32 protein-coding genes and 1 pseudogene are annotated in these 23,259 nt (G+C 39.5%); 28 read left to right on the top strand and 5 right to left on the bottom strand.

From position 1 onward, the window contains the following. The first annotated feature begins 97 nt into the window (after positions 1-97). From BBBE_RS04150 to BBBE_RS04140, 3 genes are all read left to right on the top strand, one after another. Positions 98-661, top strand: coding sequence for a DUF2497 domain-containing protein (locus tag BBBE_RS04150; RefSeq protein ID WP_010701342.1), 564 nt, complete (start codon positions 98-100; stop codon positions 659-661). Positions 662-827: 166 nt separating this feature from the next. After that, positions 828-3,551: a valine--tRNA ligase gene (locus tag BBBE_RS04145; RefSeq protein WP_010701341.1), complete on the top strand. Its 2,724-nt coding sequence runs from the start codon at positions 828-830 to the stop codon at positions 3,549-3,551. Between the two features lie 193 nt (positions 3,552-3,744). Continuing rightward, positions 3,745-4,536, top strand: a complete 792-nt coding sequence (locus tag BBBE_RS04140; protein ID WP_010701340.1) for a tetratricopeptide repeat protein — start codon at positions 3,745-3,747, stop codon at positions 4,534-4,536. Positions 4,537-4,635: 99 nt separating this feature from the next. On the opposite strand, the gene BBBE_RS04135 is transcribed toward BBBE_RS04140, so the two are convergent. The 5 genes from BBBE_RS04135 to xth form a co-directional block, all read right to left on the bottom strand. Beyond that, positions 4,636-5,382 (bottom strand): amino acid ABC transporter ATP-binding protein, encoded by a 747-nt coding sequence (locus BBBE_RS04135; RefSeq protein WP_010701339.1) that lies wholly within the window; start codon positions 5,380-5,382, stop codon positions 4,636-4,638. A gap of 12 nt (positions 5,383-5,394) precedes the next feature. Then, positions 5,395-6,111 carry an amino acid ABC transporter permease gene (locus BBBE_RS04130; RefSeq protein WP_010701338.1) on the bottom strand — a complete coding sequence of 239 codons (717 nt, stop codon included), beginning with the start codon at positions 6,109-6,111 and terminating at the stop codon, positions 5,395-5,397. A gap of 2 nt (positions 6,112-6,113) precedes the next feature. Continuing rightward, positions 6,114-6,866 (bottom strand): amino acid ABC transporter permease, encoded by a 753-nt coding sequence (locus BBBE_RS04125; RefSeq protein ID WP_010701337.1) that lies wholly within the window; start codon positions 6,864-6,866, stop codon positions 6,114-6,116. Between the two features lie 144 nt (positions 6,867-7,010). Continuing rightward, the gene (locus tag BBBE_RS04120; RefSeq protein ID WP_010701336.1) at positions 7,011-7,919 is read right to left on the bottom strand and encodes a transporter substrate-binding domain-containing protein; all 909 of its coding nucleotides are present in this window, start codon (positions 7,917-7,919) and stop codon (positions 7,011-7,013) included. 126 nt (positions 7,920-8,045) lie between these two features. Next, on the bottom strand, positions 8,046-8,837 hold the full coding sequence (xth, locus tag BBBE_RS04115; RefSeq protein ID WP_010701335.1) for an exodeoxyribonuclease III: 792 nt from the start codon (positions 8,835-8,837) through the stop codon (positions 8,046-8,048). A 505-nt stretch (positions 8,838-9,342) separates the two neighbouring features. On the opposite strand from xth, the gene rpsL reads away from it, so the two are divergent. The 25 genes and pseudogenes from rpsL (at position 9,343) to rplO (ending at position 23,254) form a co-directional block, all read left to right on the top strand. Beyond that, positions 9,343-9,714 (top strand): 30S ribosomal protein S12, encoded by a 372-nt coding sequence (gene rpsL / locus BBBE_RS04110; RefSeq protein ID WP_010701334.1) that lies wholly within the window; start codon positions 9,343-9,345, stop codon positions 9,712-9,714. Positions 9,715-9,733: 19 nt separating this feature from the next. Further along, entirely contained in the window at positions 9,734-10,204 is a 471-nt protein-coding gene (rpsG, locus tag BBBE_RS04105) for a 30S ribosomal protein S7 (protein ID WP_010701333.1), read from the top strand. 27 nt (positions 10,205-10,231) lie between these two features. Then, positions 10,232-12,316 carry an elongation factor G gene (gene fusA / locus BBBE_RS04100; RefSeq protein ID WP_010701332.1) on the top strand — a complete coding sequence of 695 codons (2,085 nt, stop codon included), beginning with the start codon at positions 10,232-10,234 and terminating at the stop codon, positions 12,314-12,316. A gap of 62 nt (positions 12,317-12,378) precedes the next feature. Further along, positions 12,379-13,552: pseudogene (gene tuf / locus BBBE_RS04095) on the top strand (elongation factor Tu). 62 nt (positions 13,553-13,614) lie between these two features. Then, on the top strand, positions 13,615-13,923 hold the full coding sequence (rpsJ, locus tag BBBE_RS04090) for a 30S ribosomal protein S10 (RefSeq protein ID WP_007477064.1): 309 nt from the start codon (positions 13,615-13,617) through the stop codon (positions 13,921-13,923). A gap of 27 nt (positions 13,924-13,950) precedes the next feature. Beyond that, entirely contained in the window at positions 13,951-14,691 is a 741-nt protein-coding gene (rplC, locus tag BBBE_RS04085; RefSeq protein WP_010701331.1) for a 50S ribosomal protein L3, read from the top strand. Then, on the top strand, positions 14,691-15,311 hold the full coding sequence (gene rplD, locus BBBE_RS04080; protein WP_010701330.1) for a 50S ribosomal protein L4: 621 nt from the start codon (positions 14,691-14,693) through the stop codon (positions 15,309-15,311). Before rplC ends, rplD begins: the two co-directional genes overlap by 1 nt. Further along, complete coding sequence (locus tag BBBE_RS04075) at positions 15,308-15,601, top strand: 50S ribosomal protein L23 (RefSeq protein ID WP_010701329.1); 294 nt, start codon at positions 15,308-15,310, stop codon at positions 15,599-15,601. The genes rplD and BBBE_RS04075 overlap by 4 nt, the downstream gene beginning before the upstream one ends. A gap of 21 nt (positions 15,602-15,622) precedes the next feature. Next, on the top strand, positions 15,623-16,456 hold the full coding sequence (rplB, locus tag BBBE_RS04070) for a 50S ribosomal protein L2 (protein WP_010701328.1): 834 nt from the start codon (positions 15,623-15,625) through the stop codon (positions 16,454-16,456). A gap of 15 nt (positions 16,457-16,471) precedes the next feature. Further along, positions 16,472-16,750, top strand: a complete 279-nt coding sequence (gene rpsS / locus BBBE_RS04065; protein WP_004855734.1) for a 30S ribosomal protein S19 — start codon at positions 16,472-16,474, stop codon at positions 16,748-16,750. Positions 16,751-16,752: 2 nt separating this feature from the next. Next, positions 16,753-17,142: a 50S ribosomal protein L22 gene (gene rplV / locus BBBE_RS04060; protein ID WP_010701327.1), complete on the top strand. Its 390-nt coding sequence runs from the start codon at positions 16,753-16,755 to the stop codon at positions 17,140-17,142. Continuing rightward, on the top strand, positions 17,142-17,852 hold the full coding sequence (gene rpsC, locus BBBE_RS04055) for a 30S ribosomal protein S3 (protein WP_010701326.1): 711 nt from the start codon (positions 17,142-17,144) through the stop codon (positions 17,850-17,852). Before rplV ends, rpsC begins: the two co-directional genes overlap by 1 nt. Positions 17,853-17,888: 36 nt before the next feature. Then, positions 17,889-18,302 carry a 50S ribosomal protein L16 gene (gene rplP / locus BBBE_RS04050; RefSeq protein WP_007477072.1) on the top strand — a complete coding sequence of 138 codons (414 nt, stop codon included), beginning with the start codon at positions 17,889-17,891 and terminating at the stop codon, positions 18,300-18,302. A gap of 12 nt (positions 18,303-18,314) precedes the next feature. Further along, entirely contained in the window at positions 18,315-18,515 is a 201-nt protein-coding gene (rpmC, locus tag BBBE_RS04045; RefSeq protein ID WP_010701325.1) for a 50S ribosomal protein L29, read from the top strand. Positions 18,516-18,526: 11 nt separating this feature from the next. Beyond that, on the top strand, positions 18,527-18,766 hold the full coding sequence (gene rpsQ / locus BBBE_RS04040; RefSeq protein WP_010701324.1) for a 30S ribosomal protein S17: 240 nt from the start codon (positions 18,527-18,529) through the stop codon (positions 18,764-18,766). Positions 18,767-18,914: 148 nt separating this feature from the next. Further along, positions 18,915-19,283, top strand: a complete 369-nt coding sequence (gene rplN / locus BBBE_RS04035) for a 50S ribosomal protein L14 (RefSeq protein ID WP_010701323.1) — start codon at positions 18,915-18,917, stop codon at positions 19,281-19,283. Between the two features lie 14 nt (positions 19,284-19,297). Further along, positions 19,298-19,612, top strand: a complete 315-nt coding sequence (rplX, locus tag BBBE_RS04030; RefSeq protein ID WP_010701322.1) for a 50S ribosomal protein L24 — start codon at positions 19,298-19,300, stop codon at positions 19,610-19,612. Next, positions 19,605-20,162, top strand: a complete 558-nt coding sequence (rplE, locus tag BBBE_RS04025) for a 50S ribosomal protein L5 (RefSeq protein ID WP_010701321.1) — start codon at positions 19,605-19,607, stop codon at positions 20,160-20,162. The genes rplX and rplE overlap by 8 nt, the downstream gene beginning before the upstream one ends. 24 nt (positions 20,163-20,186) lie before the next feature. Next, positions 20,187-20,492 carry a 30S ribosomal protein S14 gene (rpsN, locus tag BBBE_RS04020; protein ID WP_010701320.1) on the top strand — a complete coding sequence of 102 codons (306 nt, stop codon included), beginning with the start codon at positions 20,187-20,189 and terminating at the stop codon, positions 20,490-20,492. Positions 20,493-20,506: 14 nt separating this feature from the next. Further along, complete coding sequence (gene rpsH, locus BBBE_RS04015) at positions 20,507-20,905, top strand: 30S ribosomal protein S8 (RefSeq protein ID WP_010701319.1); 399 nt, start codon at positions 20,507-20,509, stop codon at positions 20,903-20,905. A 38-nt stretch (positions 20,906-20,943) separates the two neighbouring features. Beyond that, positions 20,944-21,477 (top strand): 50S ribosomal protein L6, encoded by a 534-nt coding sequence (rplF, locus tag BBBE_RS04010; protein WP_010701318.1) that lies wholly within the window; start codon positions 20,944-20,946, stop codon positions 21,475-21,477. Positions 21,478-21,489: 12 nt separating this feature from the next. Beyond that, a complete protein-coding gene (gene rplR / locus BBBE_RS04005; RefSeq protein WP_010701317.1) occupies positions 21,490-21,852 on the top strand; it encodes a 50S ribosomal protein L18 in 363 nt (120 codons plus the stop codon). 114 nt (positions 21,853-21,966) lie between these two features. After that, positions 21,967-22,527, top strand: a complete 561-nt coding sequence (gene rpsE / locus BBBE_RS04000; RefSeq protein ID WP_010701316.1) for a 30S ribosomal protein S5 — start codon at positions 21,967-21,969, stop codon at positions 22,525-22,527. A 31-nt stretch (positions 22,528-22,558) separates the two neighbouring features. Beyond that, the gene (rpmD, locus tag BBBE_RS03995; RefSeq protein WP_010701315.1) at positions 22,559-22,765 is read left to right on the top strand and encodes a 50S ribosomal protein L30; all 207 of its coding nucleotides are present in this window, start codon (positions 22,559-22,561) and stop codon (positions 22,763-22,765) included. 21 nt (positions 22,766-22,786) lie between these two features. Continuing rightward, the gene (gene rplO, locus BBBE_RS03990) at positions 22,787-23,254 is read left to right on the top strand and encodes a 50S ribosomal protein L15 (RefSeq protein ID WP_010701314.1); all 468 of its coding nucleotides are present in this window, start codon (positions 22,787-22,789) and stop codon (positions 23,252-23,254) included. Positions 23,255-23,259: the final 5 nt, after the last annotated feature.

Genomic DNA, 23,259 nt, shown 5'->3' with positions numbered 1-23,259 from the left:
TGTGTGTAGCGTCGTATTTAGTATGAAGAGAATAGCAATCTTATAATTCTTTTATTACAGTGATGCAGTGTTTTTGTGTCTTTGAGAGGTTTTTAATATGGTACAGAGTTCAAATGCGTTACGTGAGCCAAGTATGGATGAGATTTTGACGTCTATTCGTGAAATCATCGAAGAAAATGCCGTTCAGGCTGATCATTTTGCAGATGAAGTTGTTACTGATGCTTCTTCTGAAAAGCAGTCAGAGGTATCTTCAGAAGATGGTTCTGAAACGACTTTATCAGTTGATGATGCAATGAAGGCTTTGGCTGATCGTATTGGTTTTTCTTCTGATGACCAAAATTTTGCTCTGACTCAAGTGCAAGATAACACAAATATAGAAGATAATACAGTTAGTATGGGTGTGCAGGCAACGAGACTTTCTCCGGAAAAACAGGCCTCTGTTCATGAAAAACAATATGATACTGAGGCATTTGTATCGCAGCAAGAAAATACAGTTTCTGATTATGTAAAGCTATCTCCGTATTTTGTTTCTTCTGCTGAGAGAATTGCAGAGGACATCTTACGCCCGGCTGTAGCAAAGTGGTTGCAGAGTCAGTTGCCTGTTTTTCTTAAAAAGATTTTGCGTGAAGAGATTGTTAAGACAATTAAGAATTTACCTTAAGTATTTTTTTATTACTTTTAGCCATTTGGCATTTTCCTTTTATTATAAAAACTAGTTTGTAATTTTGCGCGACCATTTTAAATAGGTGGTATGTGCAAATGGTGTTGGTGGATATTAGGTTATAAGTTGCTTTTTCTAGTGGTATTATGAATAAGTGGGTAAAAGAATGATAGAAAAAAACTATGACGCCGCTTCTATAGAACCACAGATCGCAAAAGAATGGGAGGTTCATGGTGTTTTTAAGGTGGGGGCTGGTTCAAAACTAAGAGCAGAGCCTTTTTGTGTTATGCTTCCCCCACCGAATGTAACAGGCTCACTTCATATGGGGCATGCTTTAAATACAACAATCCAAGATATTGTGGTACGTTTTCAGCGAATGAAGGGTAAAAACGTATTATGGCAACCTGGTTTGGATCATGCCGGGATTGCGACGCAAATGGTTGTTGAGCGCCAATTGGCGGAACATCAAGAACCAACACGCCAAGAGATGGGTAGGGAAAAATTTGTTGAGTGTGTTTGGAAATGGCGTCGTGAGACGGGTGGCATTATTGTTAATCAACTACGGCGTCTTGGTGTTTCATGTGATTGGTCGCGTGAACGATTTACAATGGATGAAGGTTTGTCTCAAGCTGTTTGTGAGGTATTTGTTGCACTTTATAAGCAAGGATTGATTTATAAAGACAAGCGTTTGGTTAATTGGGATCCGAAGTTATTAACAGCTATTTCAGATCTTGAGGTTGATTCGAAAGAAATAAAGGGTCATTTGTGGCATTTTAGATATCCGCTTGAGGGTAAAGTTTTTGATCCAAATGACTCAACAACATTTATAACAGTTGCGACAACGCGGCCTGAAACAATGCTTGGTGATACAGGTATTGCAGTTAATCCGGAAGATGATCGTTATAAGAATTTTATAGGTCAAAATGCTATTTTACCACTTATTGGTCGCAAATTATTGATTGTTGGTGATTCTTATGCCGATCCTGAAGAGGGAAGTGGTGCTGTAAAAATTACACCAGCACATGATTTTAATGATTTTGAAGTAGGGCAAAGAAATGGCTTACGCTTAATTAATATTTTAACACAAAAAGCTGAAATTTTTTTGCGTAATAATGAAGCGTTTTTTGATGGTTTGATTTTATCAAATGAATTGAAAGCATTAGTGGAGAATTTAGATCGATGTGATCGTTTTGTTGCACGAAATCGGATTGTATCTTTAATGAAGGAGAGAGGGTATTTGGTAAGTGTTGATGATCATCCGCACACCGTTCCTCATGGTGATAGGAGTGGAGTACCTATTGAACCATTCTTAACAGATCAATGGTATGTCAATGCTGCAGAATTAGCAAAGCCGGCAATAGAGGCTGTTCGTCAGGGTAGAACACAATTTGTTCCAGCTAGTTGGGAAAAAACCTATTTCAATTGGATGGAGAATATTCAACCTTGGTGTATTTCTCGCCAATTATGGTGGGGACATCAGATTCCAGCTTGGTATGGCCCTGATGGTATGATTTTTGTTGAAAAAAGTGAAGAAGAAGCTTTAATTTCAGCTTTATCTCATTATGGTAGAGAAGTTCAGTTAACGCGTGATCAGGATGTTTTAGATACTTGGTTTTCATCAGCTCTTTGGCCTTTTTCAACGTTAGGTTGGCCTCAAAAAACTATTGAATTAAAGAATTTTTATCCAACATCTCTATCGGTTACAGGGTTTGATATTATTTTTTTCTGGGTTGCTCGTATGATGATGATGGGTATTCACTTTATGGGTGAGGTACCTTTTCCAACTGTTTATGTGCATGCTCTTGTGCGGGATCAAACCGGCGCAAAAATGTCAAAATCGAAGGGAAATGTTATTAATCCATTGGAACTCATTGATCAATATAGTGCAGATGCATTACGTTTCACCTTAGCTATTATGGCGGCACAGGGCCGTGATGTAAAACTTGATCCTTCGCGTGTTGCAGGCTATCGCAATTTTGCTACAAAATTATGGAATGCTACTCGATTCGCAGAAATGAATGGAGTTAAGCATGGTTTGGCTTTTAAACCGGAAGAAGCGAAACTTGCTTTTAATCGTTGGATTGTAACAGAATTATCCAAAACTGTTTCAGCAGTGACTGCGGGTATTGAAAATTATAAATTTAATGAGGCTGCTAGCGCGCTTTATCGATTCGTTTGGAATACGTTATGCGATTGGTACCTTGAATTTCTTAAACCTGTGTTTCAAGGTTTAGATGAGGATTCTAAGAAAGAAGCACAAGCATGTACTGCTTGGGTTCTTGATGAAGTTTATAAGTTACTGCATCCTTTTATGCCGCATATAACGGAAAAGTTGTGGTCTCTTACAGCAATGTCGGGCATAAAGCGTGAAAATATGTTGGCATTGACACAATGGCCGCAGATAACATTTATAGATAAAGAAGCTGCAATCGATGTTAATTGGCTTATTGACATTATTAGTGAAATTCGTTCTGTGCGCTCTGAAATGAATGTTCCAGCGGCTGCACAAGCACCTCTTGTTATTATAGAGGGGGGAAGGATAATACAAGAACGTGTGCAGCGTTATGGTGCTGTTCTTAAAAGATTAGCACGTCTTGAAACGATTTGTTTCTCTGATAAAATTCCGTCCGGATCTGCGCAAATTGTTTTAGGAGAGGTGACCTTTTGTTTGTCATTGGAGCAGTTGATTGATTTAAATGCTGAACGTACCCGTTTGATGAAAGATATCAATAAAATTAAACAAGATATTGAAAAAATATCAGTTAGATTAAATAATCCAAAGTTTATAGAGAATGCAAAACTAGAAGTTGTTGAAGCTGAACGTAAAAAAATCATAGAACTACATGCAGCAAAAAGTAAAACATCACTTGCTTTAGGACGGCTGGTTTAAAAAATTTTTAGCTTGTTCGTTTTTATGAGAGTCAAAAATTATTTTAAAAGTATATTCCATAATTTTTTTCATTACGTATTTTTCAATTGAGATTATATAATACTTTATTTTATAGTAAAAAGGTAAAGTGTTTTAAATATATGTTTAAAAATTTGTGGTGGCACAATAGCGTAATGAGATTGGATCATTTTTAATGATAAATAGATTTAAAGTATTCAAGATAACTACAATTACTGTTACTTTAGGAGTGTGTTTTTCTACTGCTTACGCAATAAATGTGAATGTTGACCAAAAAGTAATTAATCGTTCATCTGATTTCTTTAAGCGTGGTATGTCTGCTTATAAAAATGGGCAAACAGATCAAGCGATTTCAGCCTTACGTTGTGCTGCTAATATGGGCCATATTGGCGCAAATTGGAAACTTGGTTATATTTATGCGAATGGTGATGGTGTGCCTGAAAATCACTATAAAGCATATAATTATTTTGCGCATATTGTTGAAAAAGGCGCTGATCCTGGCTCGGAGAATGAAAGTTATGTTTCTGATGCACTAGTTAAGCTTGCGGGCTATATTAAAAAAGGTCTTCCTGATTCACCTGTAAAAGCTGATCCTTTTTATGCAGTTAATCTTTATATGCAGGCTGCGACGAATTATAGGAATCCTCAAGCTCAGTATTATCTAGGTAGAATGCTTTTAAATGGTGAAGGTGGGGAAAGAAATCCTATACAAGCAGCGCGATGGTTTCAGCTTGCAGCGAAGAAAGGAAACTCTCCTGCTCAGGCTATGCTTGGAAACATGTTGTTTCAGGTAGGGGAAACGGTTCGTGGTGTAGCGATGTTAACTGCAGCTTATGAAAAAGCGAACGTAGAGGATCAAAATTGGATTCGTCCTATGCAAGAACGGGCTTTTGCTATTTGCAATGAATTTGAACGACGTACAGCGATGTCATTAGCTATTGATATTCTTGAAAAAGGTAATTCTTAAGAAATTTTATTTGCGATAATACACCTCTAATGCCAATACATAAAATTTTGGTTTTATGTATTGGCTTGTAATAAAAATAGCTTCGCATCACACTAATAATTAATGATTGAGAATTTTTGATAAAAATTCTTGTGCACGTGGTGTTCTAGCTTTTGGGTCAGAGAAGAATTCTTCTGACGAACAATCTTCAAAAATTGTTCCTTGATCCATAAAGATTACGCGTTTTGATACTTTTTGTGCAAAACTCATTTCATGAGTCACACAAATCATTGTCATACCTTCTTCCGCTAAGTTGATCATAACATCTAGTACTTCGCCTACCATTTCAGGATCCAAAGCAGAAGTTGGCTCATCAAAAAGCATAACAAGTGGATCCATTGTTAAGGCACGTGCGATAGCAACACGTTGCTGTTGGCCTCCTGAAAGTTGACCGGGGTATTTATCTTTGTGCTCGATAAGACCAACGCGTTCAAGATATAATAAACCACGTTCAAGTGCTTCTTTTTTACTGCGTTTTAGAACTTTAATTTGCGCAATTGTTAAATTTTCCGTGACAGATAAATGTGGGAAAAGCTCAAAATGTTGAAATACCATTCCTACGTGGCTGCGCAATTTAGGTAAATTTGTTTGTTTTGAGTGTACTGGTATACCATTAATCCAAATTTCTCCTTTTTGAAAAGGCACTAAAGCGTTGATGGTTTTAATGAAAGTTGATTTTCCTGAACCTGATGGTCCACAAACTACAACAACCTCTCCTTTATTAATATTAGTTGTGCAGTTTTTAAGAATATTAACTTCGCCGTACCAGTTGGAAACATTTTTCATTTCGATCATATGAGTAGACATTTTTTTCCCCTATTAGCGAATAATGGATATTTTTTTCTGTAGGTATAAAATTATCTGCGACAATGTAAAGCAGATGGCAAAATAGAAAATGGCTGCTAAAATATAAGCTTCTTGTTTTACGCCAAAATTGTTAGAAACAATATCAAAACCGTTTAAAAGGCTGTTACCACTAATTGCATAAACAAGTGTTGTGTCTTGAAATAGGATGATAACCTGTGTCAAAAAAACAGGAAGCATGTTTCTAAAGGCTTGAGGGAGAAGTACAATATACATATTTTGCCAATATGTCATTCCGAGAGCTTGTCCTGCATATTTTTGCCCTTGCGGTATTGAAGAAAGGCCAGCACGTATGATTTCAGCAAAATAAGCAGCTTCAAATGCAGTAAAAGTAATTAATGCTGATTTATTCGCGCCAATTGATGTTCCCGTTAGAAAAGGTAAGAGTATAAAAAACCATAAGATAACCATAACAAGTGGTATTGAGCGCATAGCAGTTATATAAATTACAGCAAGCGAAGAGAGAAGCTTAATGGAAGAAAGCCGCGTCATTGCTAATAATATGCCGAAGATAAGTCCAAATACCGTTGCAAAAAGTGTTAGAAAAACACTAAAAAGCAGACCCGGTAAAATATAAGAGAGGAATATATCAAAAGTAAAAAATGAAAAATCAAAACCTGAAAAATTGAAAGAGAAATAGGGCCAAAAATAAGAATTCATAAAATCTGTCATATTTAACACCCCCCCGTTTGAAAATTAGGAATTTTAAGCATTTTCTCAATAATTGTCATTATAACGAAAATGAATAAGGCTATGGCAATATAAAGAACAGTAACAATCAAATAGTTTTCATAAACATGACTTACTTCTTCAATTGTTTGATATTGGAACTGCATTAATTCATTAATAGAGACGGCAAATGCTATAGATGAATTTTTTACAATACCCATTGCCTCTGAAGTTAGTGGGGGCATGATTGTATGAATAGCACGTGGTAGTAAGATATAGCGATAACTTTGACCAGTGGTAAATCCCATTGCCATGGCTGCATAACGTTGTCCAGAAGAGATAGATTCAATAGCTGAACGAACCTGCTCTGCGACACGTGCAGATGTGAAGAATCCTAAAGCACAAGTTATTAATACAATAGGTGAAAAATTTATTGCTGGTGGATAAATTTTAGGAACAACAAAATACCATAAAAATACCTGCACAAGCAGGGGGATATTGCGCATAACTTCTACCCAGATACGACCAATAGCGCGAAGTACGCGATTGATAATGGAAGTATGGGGCAGCGTGCGTATCGTCCCTATAATAATACCAACAAATACAGCTAATATTAATGAAGAGATGGATAGTATAGCGGTATTTTTAAAGCCCTCGAGCAGCGTATCCAAATAGGTATGACTTATACCAGGAGTTCCAAGACATCCAATCACTGGTGTTTGATTAAGATCATCTATGCAAAGGAAAGAAAAGTCCATTAGTCAATATTTCCTAAAGTTGTTCCACCCTTAGCTAGGGAGGATAAATCAGCTACATTACACATGCTAAATTTATTGAAGAGTTAACAAAAATACAACCACACTCAATTTTTAGAGAGTGTGGTTATTCTTTAATTTAAAATGCTACAGGTTGTTTTCTATATAATGTTCCCGAGGTTTATTATTGGGATTTTCCCAAGCAGTTTTTGTTGATTGAGATAGGGGAAGATTGATAACGGTGTTTGTAGGAGGAATTGGTTCCATAAACCATTTATTGTAAAGTTTTTCAAGTGAACCATCTTTGATTTGCCGCATGATACTATTATTGATTTCTTGTTCGAATTTTTTATCATTTAATCGAAGCATACAGGCAATAGGTTCAATTGAAAGAACGGTATCAAGAATTATATAATCGGATGGTTTTTTTGATTTAGAAATATGTCCAGAGAGAATTGAAACATCCATTACAAACGCATCAGCACGGCCAGATTCCAATAATAGAAAGCTATCCCCATGATCTTTACCTGTTACAACTTTGAAGTTAACGTTTTTTGCGCGTTTATTTTTACGGATAAGCTGAACAGATGTTGTACCGGTGGTGGTTACAACTGTTTTACCATTTAAATCTTCAATAGATTTAATACCAGAATTTTTCTTCACAGCAATTCGAACTTCTTCAACATAGGTGGTATAAGCAAATGCTGCCACTTTATTGCGGGAAGAATCATTTGTTGTAGAACCACATTCGAAATCATAGGTTCCATTTTGCAACAGGGGAATTCGATTCTGTGATGTAATAGGAAGATAATGGATTTTAATTGATTGTCCAATTTTTTTTGAAATATCATCGATGATATATTCTGCCATTTCTGTATGAAAACCTGTGTATTTACCATCACCAATAGCATAGGCTAAACCTATAGATGATTCGCGAACACCTAAAGTGATTGTTCCTGTTGTTTTAATTTTCTCCAGTGTATCGCTTTGAGCTTGTGCCATACTTGTTAACCCAATAACAATCGCTGCACTAAATGCTAATAATGATTTTTTCATTATTTCCTCCATTTACTTTATAATTTTTGTTCTTAGTTATTATATTTTAGGATATCTTTCGCAAACAATGTAGCACGTTTATTATTTAAAGTGAGTATTTTTTTTAAAATTATCCTCATAACAAGGTTAAATTTTTAAATTAGAATTGAGCTCAATCCAAACAGGAACGTGATCTGATGGTTTTTCATATCCTCTTACTTCTGTTTGACTGTAAGCATAAACAAGTTGGTCTACAGCTTCTGGGGATAATAATAAATGATCAATGCGAATACCGTTATTTTTAGGCCATGCACCAGCCTGAAAGTCCCAAAAACTAAAAGAAGAGTCATCTGTAACACTACGGATAGAATCATAAAAACCTAAATAAACAATACGCTGGAACGCTTGTCGTGTTTGTGGAAAAAATAAAGCGTCATTTTTCCATTCTTCAGGTTTTTTTGCATCCAAGGGGGTTGGAATAACATTATAATCACCAGCTAGAATAAGGGGATCTTCATATGCAAGCAATGATTTTGCATGTGTGTACAATCTCTCCATCCATTTCATTTTATAAAGATATTTTTCGCTATTGATAGGGTTACCATTCGGAAGATAAAGAGAAGCAACACGGACAACCCCTTTATTTGTTGAATAAACAGCTTCAATATAACGTGCTTGTTCATCACTATCATCACCTGGTAATCGACGAATAAGCTCATCAGGTCTTTTTTTGGAAAGAATCGCAACACCATTGAAACTTTTTTGTCCATGTGTCTCTATATGATAGCCTAGAGTTTCGATTTCATCACGTGGAAAATTTGCGTCAATGCTTTTAATCTCTTGTAAGCAAACTATATCAGGCTGATTTTTCTGTAGCCATTTACATAGTGTTTCATGTCGTGCTTTGATTCCAGCGATATTCCATGTTGCAATTTTCATGACATTAACTTTTAAGCATTATATATATAATTAGCAAGTGATTACAGAGTAGTATGTTGAAAACTCTATAATATATTGCAGTTGTTTTTGTTGGGTGGAATTATTACAGAAAGTAATTTGCTTTGCAGTAATTTCTTTGAAAACCAAATTAAAAAAGTGTCGTAATGTTACTTTATTTTCATTTTTACAAACTTTCTGCTGTTTAATACTTGACGAATGTATATGTTCTCGCTATTAAAAATCATCATAACCGATGTGAGAGTGATTAATATTTGAGGGTTTTGCCCTGAAATTCATATCAAACAGAGTTTGTTTAAAAAAATAAAAACCAATACTAGTGCAAGAGGCAGGTGCCTCCTCTGCTTTTAGTCGGGTAAGCTATCTGTGTAAGCGTGCCCGACTTGGTGTGTAAGCTTAAGTCTTTATTCCAATTGCATCGGGATAGACATTAAAGTACAGAAGCCCGAATGGGTGAGATGAACATAGATTGAAAGAGGAAGGTTGTATGCCTACCGTAAACCAGTTGATTCGCAAGCCACGTATAGCGCCGGTTAAGCGTAATAAGGTTCCTGCTCTTCAGGCGAATCCGCAAAAGCGTGGTGTTTGTACTCGTGTTTATACAACAACACCGAAGAAGCCTAATTCTGCTCTTCGTAAGGTTGCTAAAGTTCGTTTAACAAATGGGTTTGAGGTTATTGGTTATATTCCTGGTGAGGGGCATAATCTTCAAGAACACTCTGTTGTGATGATTCGTGGTGGTCGTGTAAAGGATTTACCTGGGGTTCGTTATCACATTATTCGTGGTTTACTTGATACGCAGGGTGTTAAAAATCGTAAACAGCGCCGTTCAAAATATGGTGCGAAACGTCCGAAATAAATATTGAGAGACAAGGCCAATGTCCCGTCGTCATAGAGCAGAAAAACGTGAAATTAATCCAGATCCTAAATTTGGTGATGTGGTCATTACAAAATTTATGAATGCCATTATGTTTGATGGTAAAAAATCTGTTGCTGAGCGCATTGTTTATGGTGCGCTTGATGCGGTTGAGGGTAAAGTAAAAACAGATCCTGTAGCTTTGTTTCATCAGGCATTAGAAAATGTTGCTCCACATATTGAGGTTCGCTCGCGCCGTGTTGGTGGTGCTACTTATCAGGTTCCAATTGATGTTCGTCCTGACCGTCGTCAGGCCCTTGCTATTCGTTGGTTAATTGTGGCGGCGCGTGGGCGTAATGAGACGACGATGATTGATCGTCTTTCTGGAGAGTTGGTGGATGCGGCTAATAATCGTGGTTCTGCAGTGAAAAAGCGTGAAGATGTGCACCGTATGGCTGAGGCTAATCGTGCATTTTCTCATTATCGCTGGTAGGTATATTATAAATCTAAGGCAAATAGAATGGCTCGCGAATATAAAATCGAAGATTATCGTAATTTTGGTATTATGGCGCATATTGATGCGGGTAAGACTACGATGACTGAGCGTATTTTATTCTATACCGGTAAAAATCATAAAATTGGCGAAACTCATGATGGTGCTTCTACAATGGATTGGATGGAGCAAGAGCAGGAACGTGGTATTACAATTACGTCCGCTGCGACGACAACTTTTTGGAAAGGGCATGATGGGCGGATTCGACGTTTTAATATTATTGATACGCCTGGGCACGTTGACTTTACAATTGAGGTTGAGCGTTCTTTACGTGTTCTTGATGGTGCGATAGCTTTATTGGATGCGAATGCTGGCGTAGAACCTCAAACGGAAACTGTTTGGCGGCAAGCTGAGAAATATCATGTGCCGCGTATGGTTTTTGTGAATAAAATGGATAAAATTGGAGCTGACTTCTATCGTAGCGTAGAAATGGTTGGTTTGCGATTGGGTGCTAAGGCGCTTGTTATTCAGTTGCCAATTGGTTCTGAGAATGATTTTGAAGGCGTTGTTGATCTTGTTGAAATGAAAGCTCTTGTATGGGATGGTTCTATTGGTGCTTCGGCTACAGTAAGTGAAATTCCAGTTGAACTTAAAGAGAAGGCAGAAGAATATCGTGAAAAATTAGTTGAGATGGCAGTTGAGGTTGACGAGGCTGCTATGGAAGCTTATTTGGATGGTGTTATGCCAACTAATGAACAGCTTATGGCGCTTATTCGTAAGGGGACAATAGAGGTTCAGTTTCATCCAGTTCTTTGTGGTACGGCTTTTAAGAACAAAGGGATTCAACCGTTATTAGATGCTGTTGTTTCTTATCTTCCTTCTCCGGTTGATGTTCCGGCTATTAGTGGTATTGATGTTAAAACTGAAACTGAAACAACGCGTGAGTCTTCAGATGATGCTCCACTTTCTATGCTTGCTTTTAAGATTATGAATGATCCATTTGTTGGGTCATTAACTTTCTGTCGTATTTATTCTGGTAAGGTTCAAAAAGGTATTTCTCTTGAAAATACAGTGAAGAGAAAAAAAGAACGTTTAGGGCGTATGCTTCAGATGCACTCGAATTCTCGTGAAGATATTGAGGAGGCGTTTGCAGGTGATATTGTTGCTCTTGCGGGTCTTAAAGAGACGACGACAGGTGATACTCTTTGTGATCCTTTGAAACCTGTTATTCTAGAGAGAATGGAATTTCCTGAGCCTGTTATTGAGATTGCGATTGAGCCAAAAACAAAAGCAGATCAAGAAAAAATGGGTATTGCACTTAATCGTTTAGCTGCGGAAGATCCTTCATTTCGTGTTAAATCAGATTCGGAGTCTGGTCAAACAATTATAGCTGGAATGGGGGAGTTACATCTTGATATTATTGTTGATCGTATGCGTCGTGAATTTAAGGTTGAGGCTAATGTAGGTCAGCCACAGGTTGCTTATCGTGAAACAATTACGAAAGTTGCAGAAATTGACTATACTCACAAAAAGCAGTCTGGTGGTGCTGGGCAATTTGCTCGTGTGAAAATTATTTTTGAACCTCATGATAGTGATGATTTTGTGTTTGAATCAAAAATTGTTGGTGGTGCTATTCCTAAGGAATATATTCCAGGCGTTCAGAAGGGTATTGAAAGTGTTATGGGGTCAGGACCTCTTGCAGGTTTCCCCATGCTTGGTGTGAAGGCCACTCTGATTGATGGTGGTTATCATGATGTTGATTCTTCTGTTTTAGCTTTTGAAATTGCTGCGCGTGCAGCGTTTCGGGAAGGGGCGCAAAAAGCAGGCGCACAACTTCTTGAGCCAATCATGAAAGTGGAGGTTGTAACGCCGGAAGATTATATGGGAGATGTAATTGGTGATTTAAATTCTCGTCGAGGTCAAATTTCAGGTACTGAGGTACGTGGTATTGCAACAGTGGTAAATGCTATGGTTCCTTTGGCGAATATGTTTGGCTATGTGAATACGCTTCGCTCAATGAGTCAGGGGCGTGCTCAATATACAATGCAATTTAATCATTATGAGCCTGTTCCTTTGGCTGTGGCTCAGGAGATTCAGAAAAAATACGCGTAATCTTTTGATTACGTATTAACTTTAACTTAGTTCATGGTTTGGACAGAAAATGGAGAGCTCAAATGGCAAAGAGCAAATTTGAACGTACGAAGCCGCATGTTAATATAGGTACGATAGGTCACGTTGACCATGGGAAGACGTCATTGACAGCAGCGATTACGAAGTATTTTGGTGAATTTAAAGCGTATGACCAAATTGATGCTGCTCCTGAGGAGCGTGCGCGTGGAATTACCATTTCGACAGCGCATGTTGAATATGAAACAGAGCAACGTCACTATGCGCACGTTGATTGTCCTGGACATGCGGATTATGTGAAGAACATGATCACAGGAGCGGCGCAAATGGATGGAGCGATTTTGGTTGTTTCAGCAGCTGATGGACCGATGCCTCAGACGCGTGAGCATATTTTGTTAGCACGTCAGGTTGGTGTTCCTGCGATTGTAGTTTTTCTTAATAAGGTTGATCAGGTTGATGATGCTGAGCTTTTAGAGCTTGTTGAGCTTGAAGTTCGGGAGCTTCTTTCGAAATACGACTTCCCAGGAGATGATATACCGATTGTTAAGGGTTCTGCGTTGGCGGCTCTTGAGGATTCAGATAAAAGTATAGGTGAAGATGCAGTTCGTCGTTTGATGAGTGAAGTTGATAATTATATTCCAACACCTGAACGTCCGGTTGATCAACCATTTTGATGCCTATAGAGGATGTTTTTCGATATCTGGGCGTGGAACGGTTGTCACGGGTCGTGTTGAACGTGGAATTATTAAAGTTGGTGAAGAAATCGAGATTATAGGTATTCGTCCGACTTCTAAAACGACGGTTACAGGTGTTGAGATGTTCCGTAAGCTTTTAGATCAAGGTCAGGCAGGTGATAATATAGGTGCATTGCTTCGTGGTATTGATCGTGAAGGGATTGAACGTGGACAAGTTTTGGCAAAGCCTGGTTCTGTTACACCGCATACCAAGTTTAAAGCTGAGGCTTATATTTTGACGAAAGATGAGGGTGGTCGTCATACACCGTTTTTCACGAATTATCGTCCACAGTTTTATTTCCGCACTACGGATGTGACAGGGATTGTTACGCTTCCAGAAGGTACGGAAATGGTTATGCCAGGTGATAATGTTGCAATGGATGTTTCTTTAATTGTTCCGATTGCAATGGAAGAAAAGCTTCGTTTTGCTATCCGTGAAGGGGGGCGTACTGTCGGAGCTGGTATCGTTTCTAAGATCATTGAATAATATCAATAATTGAAAAGTATCTTTAGTGTTAGAGTTGCTCCATATGGCAGGGAAATGAGAATATGAATGGTCAGAATATCCGCATTCGCTTAAAAGCGTTTGATCACCGGATTCTTGATGCGTCGACACGTGAGATTGTGTCGACCGCCAAGCGTACTGGCGCCAATGTCCGTGGTCCCATTCCGCTACCGACGCGGATTGAGAAGTTTACGGTCAATCGTGGGCCACACATTGATAAGAAAAGTCGTGAGCAATTTGAGATGCGTACACATAAACGTCTTCTTGATATTGTTGACCCTACGCCGCAGACAGTGGATGCTCTTATGAAGCTCGACCTTTCTGCTGGTGTGGATGTAGAAATTAAGCTCTGAGGTTTGAAGACAGAAGGAACAAACCCGATGCGTTCAGGTGTAATAGCACAAAAACTGGGTATGACCCGTATTTATAATGAGGCTGGTGAGCATGTACCAGTAACAGTACTTCGTTTGGAGAATTGTCAGGTTATTGCTCAGCGTACAGTCGAGAAGAACGGTTATACTGCTGTTCAATTAGGTGTGGGGTTTGCGAAAGTTAAAAATGTTTCGCGAGCTCTTCGTGGACATTTTGCTAAGGCTATGGTTGAGCCAAAAGCTAAGGTGGCGGAATTTCGTGTTAGTCCCGATAATTTACTTGATGTAGGTACTGAAATTACAGTGGAACATTTTGTTCCAGGGCAAAGAGTTGATGTAACGGGTACAAGTATCGGTAAAGGTTTTGCTGGTGTTATGAAACGGCATAATTTTGGTGGGCATCGGGCTTCACATGGTAATTCAATTACACATCGTGCTCATGGTTCAACAGGACAATGCCAAGATCCTGGTAAAGTATTTAAAGGCAAAAAAATGGCTGGTCATATGGGGCAAGTACGTGTGACGACACAAAACATTGAAGTTGTTTCTACAGATGTTGATCGTGGTTTGATTTTGGTACGTGGTTCTGTCTCTGGTTCTAAGGGGGCTTGGATTTTAGTGCGTGATGCTGTAAAGAAGCGTCTTCCTGATAATGCGCCAAAGCCTGCTGGGATTCGTCGTTCTGTAGAGAAAAAGATTGAATCAGCTACTCCGGTGGTAGGGGCCTCTAAAGTTGAGGGGGCTGAATAATGGATCTTATAATTAAAACTCTTGACGGCAGTGAAGCTGGTAAGTTAAAAGTTTCTGAACACATTTTTGGTCTTGCTCCGCGTGAAGATATTCTCCAGCGTGTTGTTCGGTGGCAGCTTGCGCGTCGTCAGCAAGGAACACATCAGTCACAAGGGCGCTCTGATGTGGCTCGAACAGGGGCAAAGATGTTTAAACAAAAAGGAACTGGGCGTGCGCGGCATTCATCTGCTCGTGCACCGCAGTTTCGAGGTGGTGGTAAAGCGCATGGTCCAGTGGTTCGTAGTCATGCGCATGCTCTTCCTAAAAAGAGTCGTGCGCTGGGGTTGTGTCTTGCTTTGTCGGTAAAACTAAAGACAAATGATTTGATTATAGTTGATGAGCTTGATGTTCGAGACGCTAAAACCAAGGTGCTTGCTAAAAATTTTTCTAAGCTGGGTTTTAATAATGCTCTGTTAATTGGTGGAAAAGAAATAAATATGAATTTTTTTCGTGCAGCATCTAATATCCCTAATATTGATGTTTTACCGGTTCAGGGGATTAATGTTTATGATATTTTACGTCGCAATAAGCTTGTTTTATCAAAAGCAGCTGTTGAGGCTCTTGAGGAGCGCTTCAGATGACGGATCTTCGCCACTATGATGTAATTGTCAGTCCGGTTATTACTGAGAAATCGACAATGATTTCTGAATATAATCAAGTTATTTTTAATGTTGCACCAAAAGCAATGAAGCCTGAAATTAAGGCAGCGGTTGAAGCGCTTTTTAATGTTAAGGTTAAAGCGGTTAACACGACGATCCGTAAGGGTAAAGTGAAGCGTTTCAAAGGTGTTGTTGGTCGACAGAGTGATGTCAAAAAAGCGATTGTGACATTGGCTAAAGGTTACTCAATTGACCTTTCGACAGGTCTTTAATAAGGCTCGGAGATAAGAATAATGGCACTTAAGCACTTTAATCCAACAACACCTGGGCAACGTCAGCTTGTTATTGTGGAGCGTTCTGATCTTCATAAGGGTAAGTCTGTAAAGACGTTGACGGGAGGGTTGTCGTCAAAGGGTGGGCGTAATAATCATGGTAAAATTACAGCTCGTTTTCAGGGTGGGGGGCATAAGCGTAGCTATCGGTTTATTGATTTTAAACGTCTTAAGCGTGATATGTCTGCGAAGGTTGAGCGTTTAGAATATGATCCAAATCGCACTGCTTTTATTGCATTGATTCGTTATGAAGATGGGCAGTTAAGTTATATTCTTGCGCCGCAACGTCTTGGTGTTGGTGATTTTGTTGTTACTGGTTCGAACGCTGATATTAAACCAGGTAATGCAATGCCTCTTTGTAATATGCCAGTGGGTACGATTATCCATAATGTTGAAATGAAGCCTGGCAAAGGTGGTCAGATTGCACGTTCGGCAGGGGCTTATGCACAGCTGGTTGGGCGAGATCAGGGGATGGCTATCCTTCGGCTTAATTCTGGGGAACAACGTTTGATTCCGGGTGGTTGTTTTGCAACCGTTGGTGCTGTTTCAAATCCTGATCATGGGAATATTAATGATGGTAAAGCTGGTCGGTCACGTTGGCGTGGAAAGCGCCCACATGTTCGTGGTGTTGCTATGAATCCGGTTGATCATCCACATGGTGGTGGTGAGGGGCGTACATCAGGTGGTCGTCACCCTGTATCTCCTTGGGGTAAGCCTACGAAGGGTAAGCGTACACGCTCCAATAAAGCTACTAGTAAATTTATTATGCGTTCACGTCATCAACGTAAAAAGTAAGAGAGGTAGTCTAAAGTGGTTCGTTCAGTTTGGAAAGGTCCGTTTGTTGACGGCTATCTTCTCGGAAAAGCAGAGAAGGTGCGTGCAAGTGGGCGTAATGAAGTTATAAAAATATGGAGTCGTCGTTCTACCATTCTGCCGCAATTTGTTGGTTTGACTTTTGGTGTTTATAACGGCAATAAACATATTCCTGTTTCTGTTTCTGAGGAAATGGTTGGGCATAAATTTGGCGAGTTCGCTCCTACTCGGACTTATTATGGTCATGGTGCGGATAAGAAAGCAAAGAGGAAGTAGTGATGGGCAAGGCTAAAGTTCCGCGCCAACTTAAGGACAATGAAGCGAAGGCTGTTGTTCGAATGATTCGTGTTAGTCCGCAAAAGCTTAATCTGGTTGTTGCGATGATTCGTGGTAAAAAGGTTAATACGGCGTTGGCTGATTTAACATTTTCACGTAAACGTATCGCTCAGACAGTTAGAAAAACTCTTGAATCGGCGATCGCAAATGCGGAAAATAATCATGATCTTGATATTGATTCGTTGATTGTTTCGGAAGCACATGTTGGTAAATCTATAGTAATGAAACGTTTTCACGTTCGTGGTCGTGGGCGTTCTAGTCGGATTGAACGTCCATTTTCGCATCTTACTATTGTTGTTCGTGAAGTTACCGAAAAAGAGGAGGCTGCGTAATGGGGCAGAAGATCAATCCAATAGGGCTTCGTCTTGGAGTTAATCGGACTTGGGATTCGCGTTGGTATGCCGATAGTGGTGAATATGGCCGTCTCCTTCATGAAGATTTAAAAATTCGTTTATATGTGATTAAAGAGTTGAAGCAAGCGGCTATTTCTAAGGTTGTTATTGAGCGTCCTCATAAAAAGTGTCGTATTATAATTTACTCAGCGCGTCCTGGTCTTATTATTGGTAAAAAAGGTGCTGATATTGAAAAGCTTCGTTGTAAACTTTCAGAAATGACGAATGCTGAGACTTCACTAAATATCGTTGAAATTCGTAAGCCGGAAATTGATGCAACAATCATTGCACAATCAATTGCTCAGCAACTTGAGCGTCGTGTTGCTTTTCGGCGTGCAATGAAACGTGCTGTTCAATCTGCTATGCGTCTTGGGGCTGAAGGTATTCGCATTAATTGTTCTGGTCGTCTTGGTGGGGCTGAAATTGCTCGTATGGAGTGGTATCGTGAAGGTCGTGTTCCACTTCATACCTTGCGTGCTGATGTGGATTACGGTACAGCAGAGGCTAAGACGGCGTATGGTATTTGTGGTGTTAAAGTTTGGGTTTTTAAAGGTGAGATCCTTGAACATAATCCAATGGCTTCGGAGTGTCGTGCTATGGAAAGTGATCATCCAGGGGGATCGTCAAATCGCCGCCGTGAAAATACTTAATTTTTCTGGTTGAATTGAGATTTGGAGTAGAGAATAATGTTGCAGCCAAAGCGCACAAAATTTCGGAAACAATTCAAAGGCCGTATTCACGGTGTTGCGAAAGGTGGTACGGATTTAAACTTCGGTGCTTACGGTCTGAAAGCTATTGAGCCGGAACGTATTACTGCGCGCCAAATTGAAGCAGCGCGTCGTGCGATTACACGTTACATGAAGCGTTCTGGTCGTGTGTGGATTCGGATTTTTCCAGATCTTCCGGTTACATCTAAGCCGACTGAAGTTCGTATGGGTAAAGGTAAAGGAAGTGTTGACTATTGGGCAGCGCGTGTTTCTCCTGGGCGTGTTATGTTTGAGCTTGACGGGATTCCTGAGGATGTGGCGCGTGAAGCACTTAGATTGGGTGCTGCAAAGTTACCTGTTAAGACTCGTTTTGTTCAACGAATTGCTGAATAAAGAGGTTAAGCGATGAAAGCCGAAGAATTACGGGCGCAAACGCTCGACCAAATGAAAGATGAGTTGACTAAGTTAAAGAAAGAGCAATTTAATCTGCGTTTTCAGAAAGCGACAGGTCAATTAGAAAAAACCGCACGTGTTAAGCAGGTTCGTCGTAACATTGCGCGTATTAAAACTTTTCTTCGTCAGAAGATAGATGGAAACAAGGTTTAAGGAAATAAGAGATGCCTAAACGCATTTTGCAAGGCGTTGTCGTTAGCGACAAGAGTGATAAAACCGTAGTTGTCAAGGTGGAGCGTCGTTATTCTCATCCGCTTCTCCAAAAGACGGTTCGGCAGTCTAAAAAATACAAGGCGCATGACGAGAATAATCAATTCAAAATCGGAGATCAAATTTCTATTCAAGAATCTAAACCGATTTCGAAAGATAAGCGTTGGATTGTTGTTGTAAACAATGTAACGTAATTAACCAGGCTAATTGTTTTAAAATTTAACATTGGTTTTTTCATTGGTAAATTTTAATAACTATAGCTTCATTGTTGTTTGACAGGCAAGTCCGGATGTGTCAAAGACATCATCGGATTTAGACATTAAGAAAAGGTGGTGGCCAGTCATGATTCAGATGCAAACAAACCTCGACGTTGCTGATAATTCGGGCGCTCGTCGTGTCATGTGCATCAAGGTGCTGGGCGGTTCAAAGCGAAAATATGCTTCGGTCGGTGATATTGTCGTTGTTTCGGTTAAGGATGTTATTCCCCGTGGCCGTGTTAAAAAAGGTGATGTGATGAAAGCTGTGGTAGTTCGTACTGCCAAAGATATTCGTCGTGCAGATGGTAGCGTAATTCGTTTTGATAGAAATGCTGCTGTTTTGGTGGATAATAAAAAAGAGCCAATCGGTACACGTATCTTTGGGCCTGTTCCTCGCGAACTTCGTGGTAAAAACCATATGAAGATCATTTCGCTTGCTCCTGAAGTGTTATAAGGAGTGTAGATATCGTGCAAAAGATTCGAAAAGGTGATAAAGTTATCGTTTTATCAGGGAAAGATAAAGGGCGCAGTGGTGAAGTTATTAAGGTAAATCCCAAAAATAGCAGTGCTCTTGTTCTTGGGGTTAATATAATTAAACGTCATCAGCGTCAAACACAAACACAAGAGGCTGGAATTATTTCTAAGGAAGCGCCTATTCATTTGTCTAATTTGGCGATTGCTGATCCTAAAGATGGTAAGCCTACACGTGTAGGTTTTCGTGTAAATGCGGATGGTAATAAGGTTCGTGTTGCCAAACGGTCGGGAGAACTGATTAATGGCTAAAGAAAAGCAAAATCCGCGCATGAGGACGCATTATCTTGAAGTTGTTCGTAAAATGCTTCAAGAGAAGTTTAATTATAAAAACGAAATGCAAATTCCGCGCATTGATAAAATTGTGATTAATATGGGTATTGGTGAAGCAACTGCTGATTCCAAAAAACCGTCTATTGCGGCTGAGGATTTGACATTGATAACAGGTCAGAAAGCTGTAGTTACCTATGCTCGTAATTCTATTGCGAGTTTTAAGGTTCGTGAGAAAATGCCACTTGGGGCTAAGGTTACGTTGCGTAAAGATCGTATGTTTGAGTTTTTGGATCGTCTTGTTACAATTGCTCTTCCACGGGTTCGTGATTTTCGTGGTTTGAATCCAAAAAGCTTTGATGGTCATGGTAATTTTGCTATGGGTATTAAGGAGCACATTGTGTTTCCAGAAATCAATTATGATAAAGTTGATCAGATTTGGGGTATGGATATTGTCGTTTGTACGACAGCGAAGACGGATGATGAGGCGCGTGAATTACTGCGTGCTTTTAATTTTCCATTTCGTTCGTAACGGCAGACGTAGTGAGGTGAAGTTATGGCCAAAGTAAGTGCCGTTGAGAAAAATAAACGTCGCGTTGTGATGGCGAAGCGTTATACTGCGCGTCGTGCACGTTTGAAAGCAATTGTAATGGATCAGAAGGTTTCGCTTGAAGAGCGTTTTAAAGCTTCTATTCGGTTGGCGGAGCTACCACGTAATTCTGCAAAGGTTCGTATTCGTAATCGTTGTGAAGTTTCGGGGCGTCCAAGGGCTTATTATCGTAAATTAAAAATGTCGCGGATTGCGTTGCGTGAGCTTGGCTCTTTAGGCCATATTCCCGGTATTGTTAAGTCTAGTTGGTAAGAGGAGATAACAAGATGTCTATGTCAGATCCTCTTGGTGATATGTTAACACGTATTCGTAATGCGCTTAGTCGTAAAAAAGGTAAAGTGGTTACGCCTGCTTCTAAGCTTCGTAGGCGGGTGCTCGATGTTTTGCAATCCGAAGGTTATATTCGTGGGTACAATCAAGTTGATTTTGGTGAAGGGAAGTCTGAAATCGAAATTGAATTGAAGTATTTTGAAGGTTCAGCTGTTATTCGTGAGATTTCACGTGTTTCAAAACCTGGTCGTCGTGTGTATGTTTCTGCTAAATCTATTCCTCAGGTGGCAAATGGTCTTGGCATTTCAATTTTATCGACTCCTAAAGGGGTAATGGCAGATCATGAGGCGCGTGAACAAAATGTCGGTGGAGAAATTCTCTGTCGTGTTTTCTGATCGATTATAAGCAAACGAAAGTAAAACAGGTTAAAACAATGTCTCGTATTGGAAAAAAGCCTATTCCGGTTCCTCTTGGGGTTACTGCTACTGTTGAAGGTCAGTTGATTAAGGCAAAAGGCCCAAAAGGTGAACTGAGCTACATCGTTAATGATGAAGTTTTGGTTAAGCTTGAGGAAAATGTTGTGTCAGTTTTACCGCGTGATCAATCAAAGAATGCACGCTCTAAATGGGGTATGTCACGTTCAATGATTGAGAATATTTTTTGCGGTGTGAAAGATGGTTTTGAAAAGAAGCTTGAGATCAACGGTATTGGTTATCGTGCTGCTTTACAGGGTAAAGATATTCAGTTATCATTAGGTTTTTCTCATGATGTTATTTATAAAGTACCCTTTGGTGTTACTGTAACAGTTCCTAAGCCGACAGAAATTGTTGTTTCTGGAATTGATAAACAGCAAGTGGGGCAAGTTGCGGCAGAAATTCGTGAATATCGTGGGCCTGAGCCTTATAAAGGTAAGGGTATTAAATATGTAGATGAGTGTATCGTTCGTAAAGAAGGTAAAAAGAAATAAAGGTTTTGCGTTATGGTTTCATCTAAAAAGGTTATTAAACGTCGTGCGCAGCGTGTTCGTCGTCAAATTAAAGCTGTTGCTAATGGTCGTCCGAGACTTAGTGTTTATCGTTCAAATCAGAATATTTATGCACAAATTATTGATGATTTACGTGGGTGTACACTTGTTTCTGCATGCACTCTTGAAGGGGAATTGAAAAAATCTTTAAAAAGCGGTTCTGATAAAACAGCTGCTTTTGCTGTTGGTAAATTGATTGCTGAGCGTGCAAAAAAGGTTGGTGTCAATGAAGTTGTTTTTGATCGTGGAGCGTATGTTTATCATGGTCGAGTGAAAGTTTTAGCTGAAGCTGCGCGTGAGGGTGGTTTGAATTTTTAAAGTATCTTGCTTAGAGATTTTGTTGAAAAGATGTTTTTGGTGTTTCGTGTGAGTTCCTTAATTTAATATTAGGGATTTTTTAGCGTGCTTCCGGAAAAGAAAAAGGAATGAGGAATGGCACAAAAAGAGCGTAATGATCGTGATGAGCGTCGAAATGAAAGCGGTAGTGAATTTGTTGATAAGCTTGTTCACATTAATCGTGTTGCTAAAGTTGTAAAGGGTGGGCGACGTTTTGGTTTCGCTGCTCTTGTTGTTGTTGGAGACCAAAAAGGACGTGTGGGTTTTGGTCATGGTAAGGCACGTGAAGTGCCTGAAGCAATTCGTAAGGCTACAGAATCTGCAAGGCGTGAAATGATTTATGTTCCGCTTCGATCTGGGCGTACGTTACATCATGATGTTGAAGGCTGTCATGGAGCTGGTCGTGTATTATTGCGTTCAGCTTCTTCGGGTACTGGTATTATTGCTGGTGGGCCAATGCGTGCTATTTTTGAAACTCTTGGTGTGCAAGATGTTGTTGCAAAATCATTGGGTTCGTCAAACCCTTATAATATGGTGCGTGCAACTTTTGATGCTTTAAAACGTCAGGTGCATCCTAAAGATGTTGCAGCGCAACGGGGTATTAAATATTCAACTTTGCAGACACGTCGCCAGCATTTAATTGGTTCAGAGGAATAATTTCTGAGGTTTGTCAGAAAAGGAATTTAAAATGGTTCAGAAAAAGTCTCAGGTTGGCAAGACTATAACGGTGAAACAAATTGGAAGTCCGATTCGAAGACCACAAATTCAACGTGCGACATTAAAGGGGCTTGGATTAAATAAGATGGGTCGTCGTCGCACTTTAGAAGATACTCTTTGTGTGCGAGGTATGATTGCTAAGGTTTCGCATCTTGTTCGGGTTGTAGATGAAGGTTAGAAGGTCGCAGGAGTATAGAATATGAAACTCAACGAACTGCGTGATCGTGAAGGCGCAACAAAGAATCGTAAGCGTATTGGACGCGGTGTTGGTTCAGGCATTGGTAAAACTGGTGGTCGCGGTGTTAAAGGGCAAAAGTCGCGTTCTGGTGTATCGCTTAATGGTTTTGAAGGTGGGCAGATGCCTATCTATCGTCGTTTACCAAAGCGTGGATTTAAAAATTTCTCTGCAAAAACTTATAACGAAGTTTCATTAGGTCGAATTCAGCAAGCGATTGATGCAGGAAAGTTAAATATTGAAAAGCCGGTTGATGTTTTTGTATTAAAAGAAGCCGGTATTGTTCGTCGTGTAAAAGATGGTGTTCGTCTTCTTTCTGGTGGTGAGTTAAAAGCTAAGATTGTGTTTAATGTTTCTGGTGCTTCTAAGGTTGCTTGTGTGAAGATTGAAAAAGTTGGTGGTCGGATTAATTTTCTTGAATCTGCCCAGTAAATTCA

Source organism: Bartonella bovis 91-4 (assembly GCF_000384965.1).
Classification (GTDB): Bacteria; Pseudomonadota; Alphaproteobacteria; order Rhizobiales; family Rhizobiaceae; genus Bartonella; species Bartonella bovis.
Note: the sequence above shows the minus strand (reverse complement) of the source record. Positions and strands in the feature narration are given on the sequence as shown.

Bases quoted from the DNA above. Each gene is read 5' to 3' on its own strand.
- BBBE_RS04150 (WP_010701342.1), top strand. From the start codon at position 98: ATGGTACAGAGTTCAAATGCGTTACGTGAGCCAAGTATGGATGAGATT.
- BBBE_RS04145 (WP_010701341.1), top strand. From the start codon at position 828: ATGATAGAAAAAAACTATGACGCCGCTTCTATAGAACCACAGATCGCA.
- BBBE_RS04140 (WP_010701340.1), top strand. From the start codon at position 3,745: ATGATAAATAGATTTAAAGTATTCAAGATAACTACAATTACTGTTACT.
- BBBE_RS04135 (WP_010701339.1), bottom strand. From the start codon at position 5,382: ATGTCTACTCATATGATCGAAATGAAAAATGTTTCCAACTGGTACGGC.
- BBBE_RS04130 (WP_010701338.1), bottom strand. From the start codon at position 6,111: ATGACAGATTTTATGAATTCTTATTTTTGGCCCTATTTCTCTTTCAAT.
- BBBE_RS04125 (WP_010701337.1), bottom strand. From the start codon at position 6,866: ATGGACTTTTCTTTCCTTTGCATAGATGATCTTAATCAAACACCAGTG.
- BBBE_RS04120 (WP_010701336.1), bottom strand. From the start codon at position 7,919: ATGAAAAAATCATTATTAGCATTTAGTGCAGCGATTGTTATTGGGTTA.
- xth (WP_010701335.1), bottom strand. From the start codon at position 8,837: ATGAAAATTGCAACATGGAATATCGCTGGAATCAAAGCACGACATGAA.
- rpsL (WP_010701334.1), top strand. From the start codon at position 9,343: ATGCCTACCGTAAACCAGTTGATTCGCAAGCCACGTATAGCGCCGGTT.
- rpsG (WP_010701333.1), top strand. From the start codon at position 9,734: ATGTCCCGTCGTCATAGAGCAGAAAAACGTGAAATTAATCCAGATCCT.
- fusA (WP_010701332.1), top strand. From the start codon at position 10,232: ATGGCTCGCGAATATAAAATCGAAGATTATCGTAATTTTGGTATTATG.
- rpsJ (WP_007477064.1), top strand. From the start codon at position 13,615: ATGAATGGTCAGAATATCCGCATTCGCTTAAAAGCGTTTGATCACCGG.
- rplC (WP_010701331.1), top strand. From the start codon at position 13,951: ATGCGTTCAGGTGTAATAGCACAAAAACTGGGTATGACCCGTATTTAT.
- rplD (WP_010701330.1), top strand. From the start codon at position 14,691: ATGGATCTTATAATTAAAACTCTTGACGGCAGTGAAGCTGGTAAGTTA.
- BBBE_RS04075 (WP_010701329.1), top strand. From the start codon at position 15,308: ATGACGGATCTTCGCCACTATGATGTAATTGTCAGTCCGGTTATTACT.
- rplB (WP_010701328.1), top strand. From the start codon at position 15,623: ATGGCACTTAAGCACTTTAATCCAACAACACCTGGGCAACGTCAGCTT.
- rplV (WP_010701327.1), top strand. From the start codon at position 16,753: ATGGGCAAGGCTAAAGTTCCGCGCCAACTTAAGGACAATGAAGCGAAG.
- rpsC (WP_010701326.1), top strand. From the start codon at position 17,142: ATGGGGCAGAAGATCAATCCAATAGGGCTTCGTCTTGGAGTTAATCGG.
- rplP (WP_007477072.1), top strand. From the start codon at position 17,889: ATGTTGCAGCCAAAGCGCACAAAATTTCGGAAACAATTCAAAGGCCGT.
- rpmC (WP_010701325.1), top strand. From the start codon at position 18,315: ATGAAAGCCGAAGAATTACGGGCGCAAACGCTCGACCAAATGAAAGAT.
- rpsQ (WP_010701324.1), top strand. From the start codon at position 18,527: ATGCCTAAACGCATTTTGCAAGGCGTTGTCGTTAGCGACAAGAGTGAT.
- rplN (WP_010701323.1), top strand. From the start codon at position 18,915: ATGATTCAGATGCAAACAAACCTCGACGTTGCTGATAATTCGGGCGCT.
- rplE (WP_010701321.1), top strand. From the start codon at position 19,605: ATGGCTAAAGAAAAGCAAAATCCGCGCATGAGGACGCATTATCTTGAA.
- rpsN (WP_010701320.1), top strand. From the start codon at position 20,187: ATGGCCAAAGTAAGTGCCGTTGAGAAAAATAAACGTCGCGTTGTGATG.
- rpsH (WP_010701319.1), top strand. From the start codon at position 20,507: ATGTCTATGTCAGATCCTCTTGGTGATATGTTAACACGTATTCGTAAT.
- rplF (WP_010701318.1), top strand. From the start codon at position 20,944: ATGTCTCGTATTGGAAAAAAGCCTATTCCGGTTCCTCTTGGGGTTACT.
- rplR (WP_010701317.1), top strand. From the start codon at position 21,490: ATGGTTTCATCTAAAAAGGTTATTAAACGTCGTGCGCAGCGTGTTCGT.
- rpsE (WP_010701316.1), top strand. From the start codon at position 21,967: ATGGCACAAAAAGAGCGTAATGATCGTGATGAGCGTCGAAATGAAAGC.
- rpmD (WP_010701315.1), top strand. From the start codon at position 22,559: ATGGTTCAGAAAAAGTCTCAGGTTGGCAAGACTATAACGGTGAAACAA.
- rplO (WP_010701314.1), top strand. From the start codon at position 22,787: ATGAAACTCAACGAACTGCGTGATCGTGAAGGCGCAACAAAGAATCGT.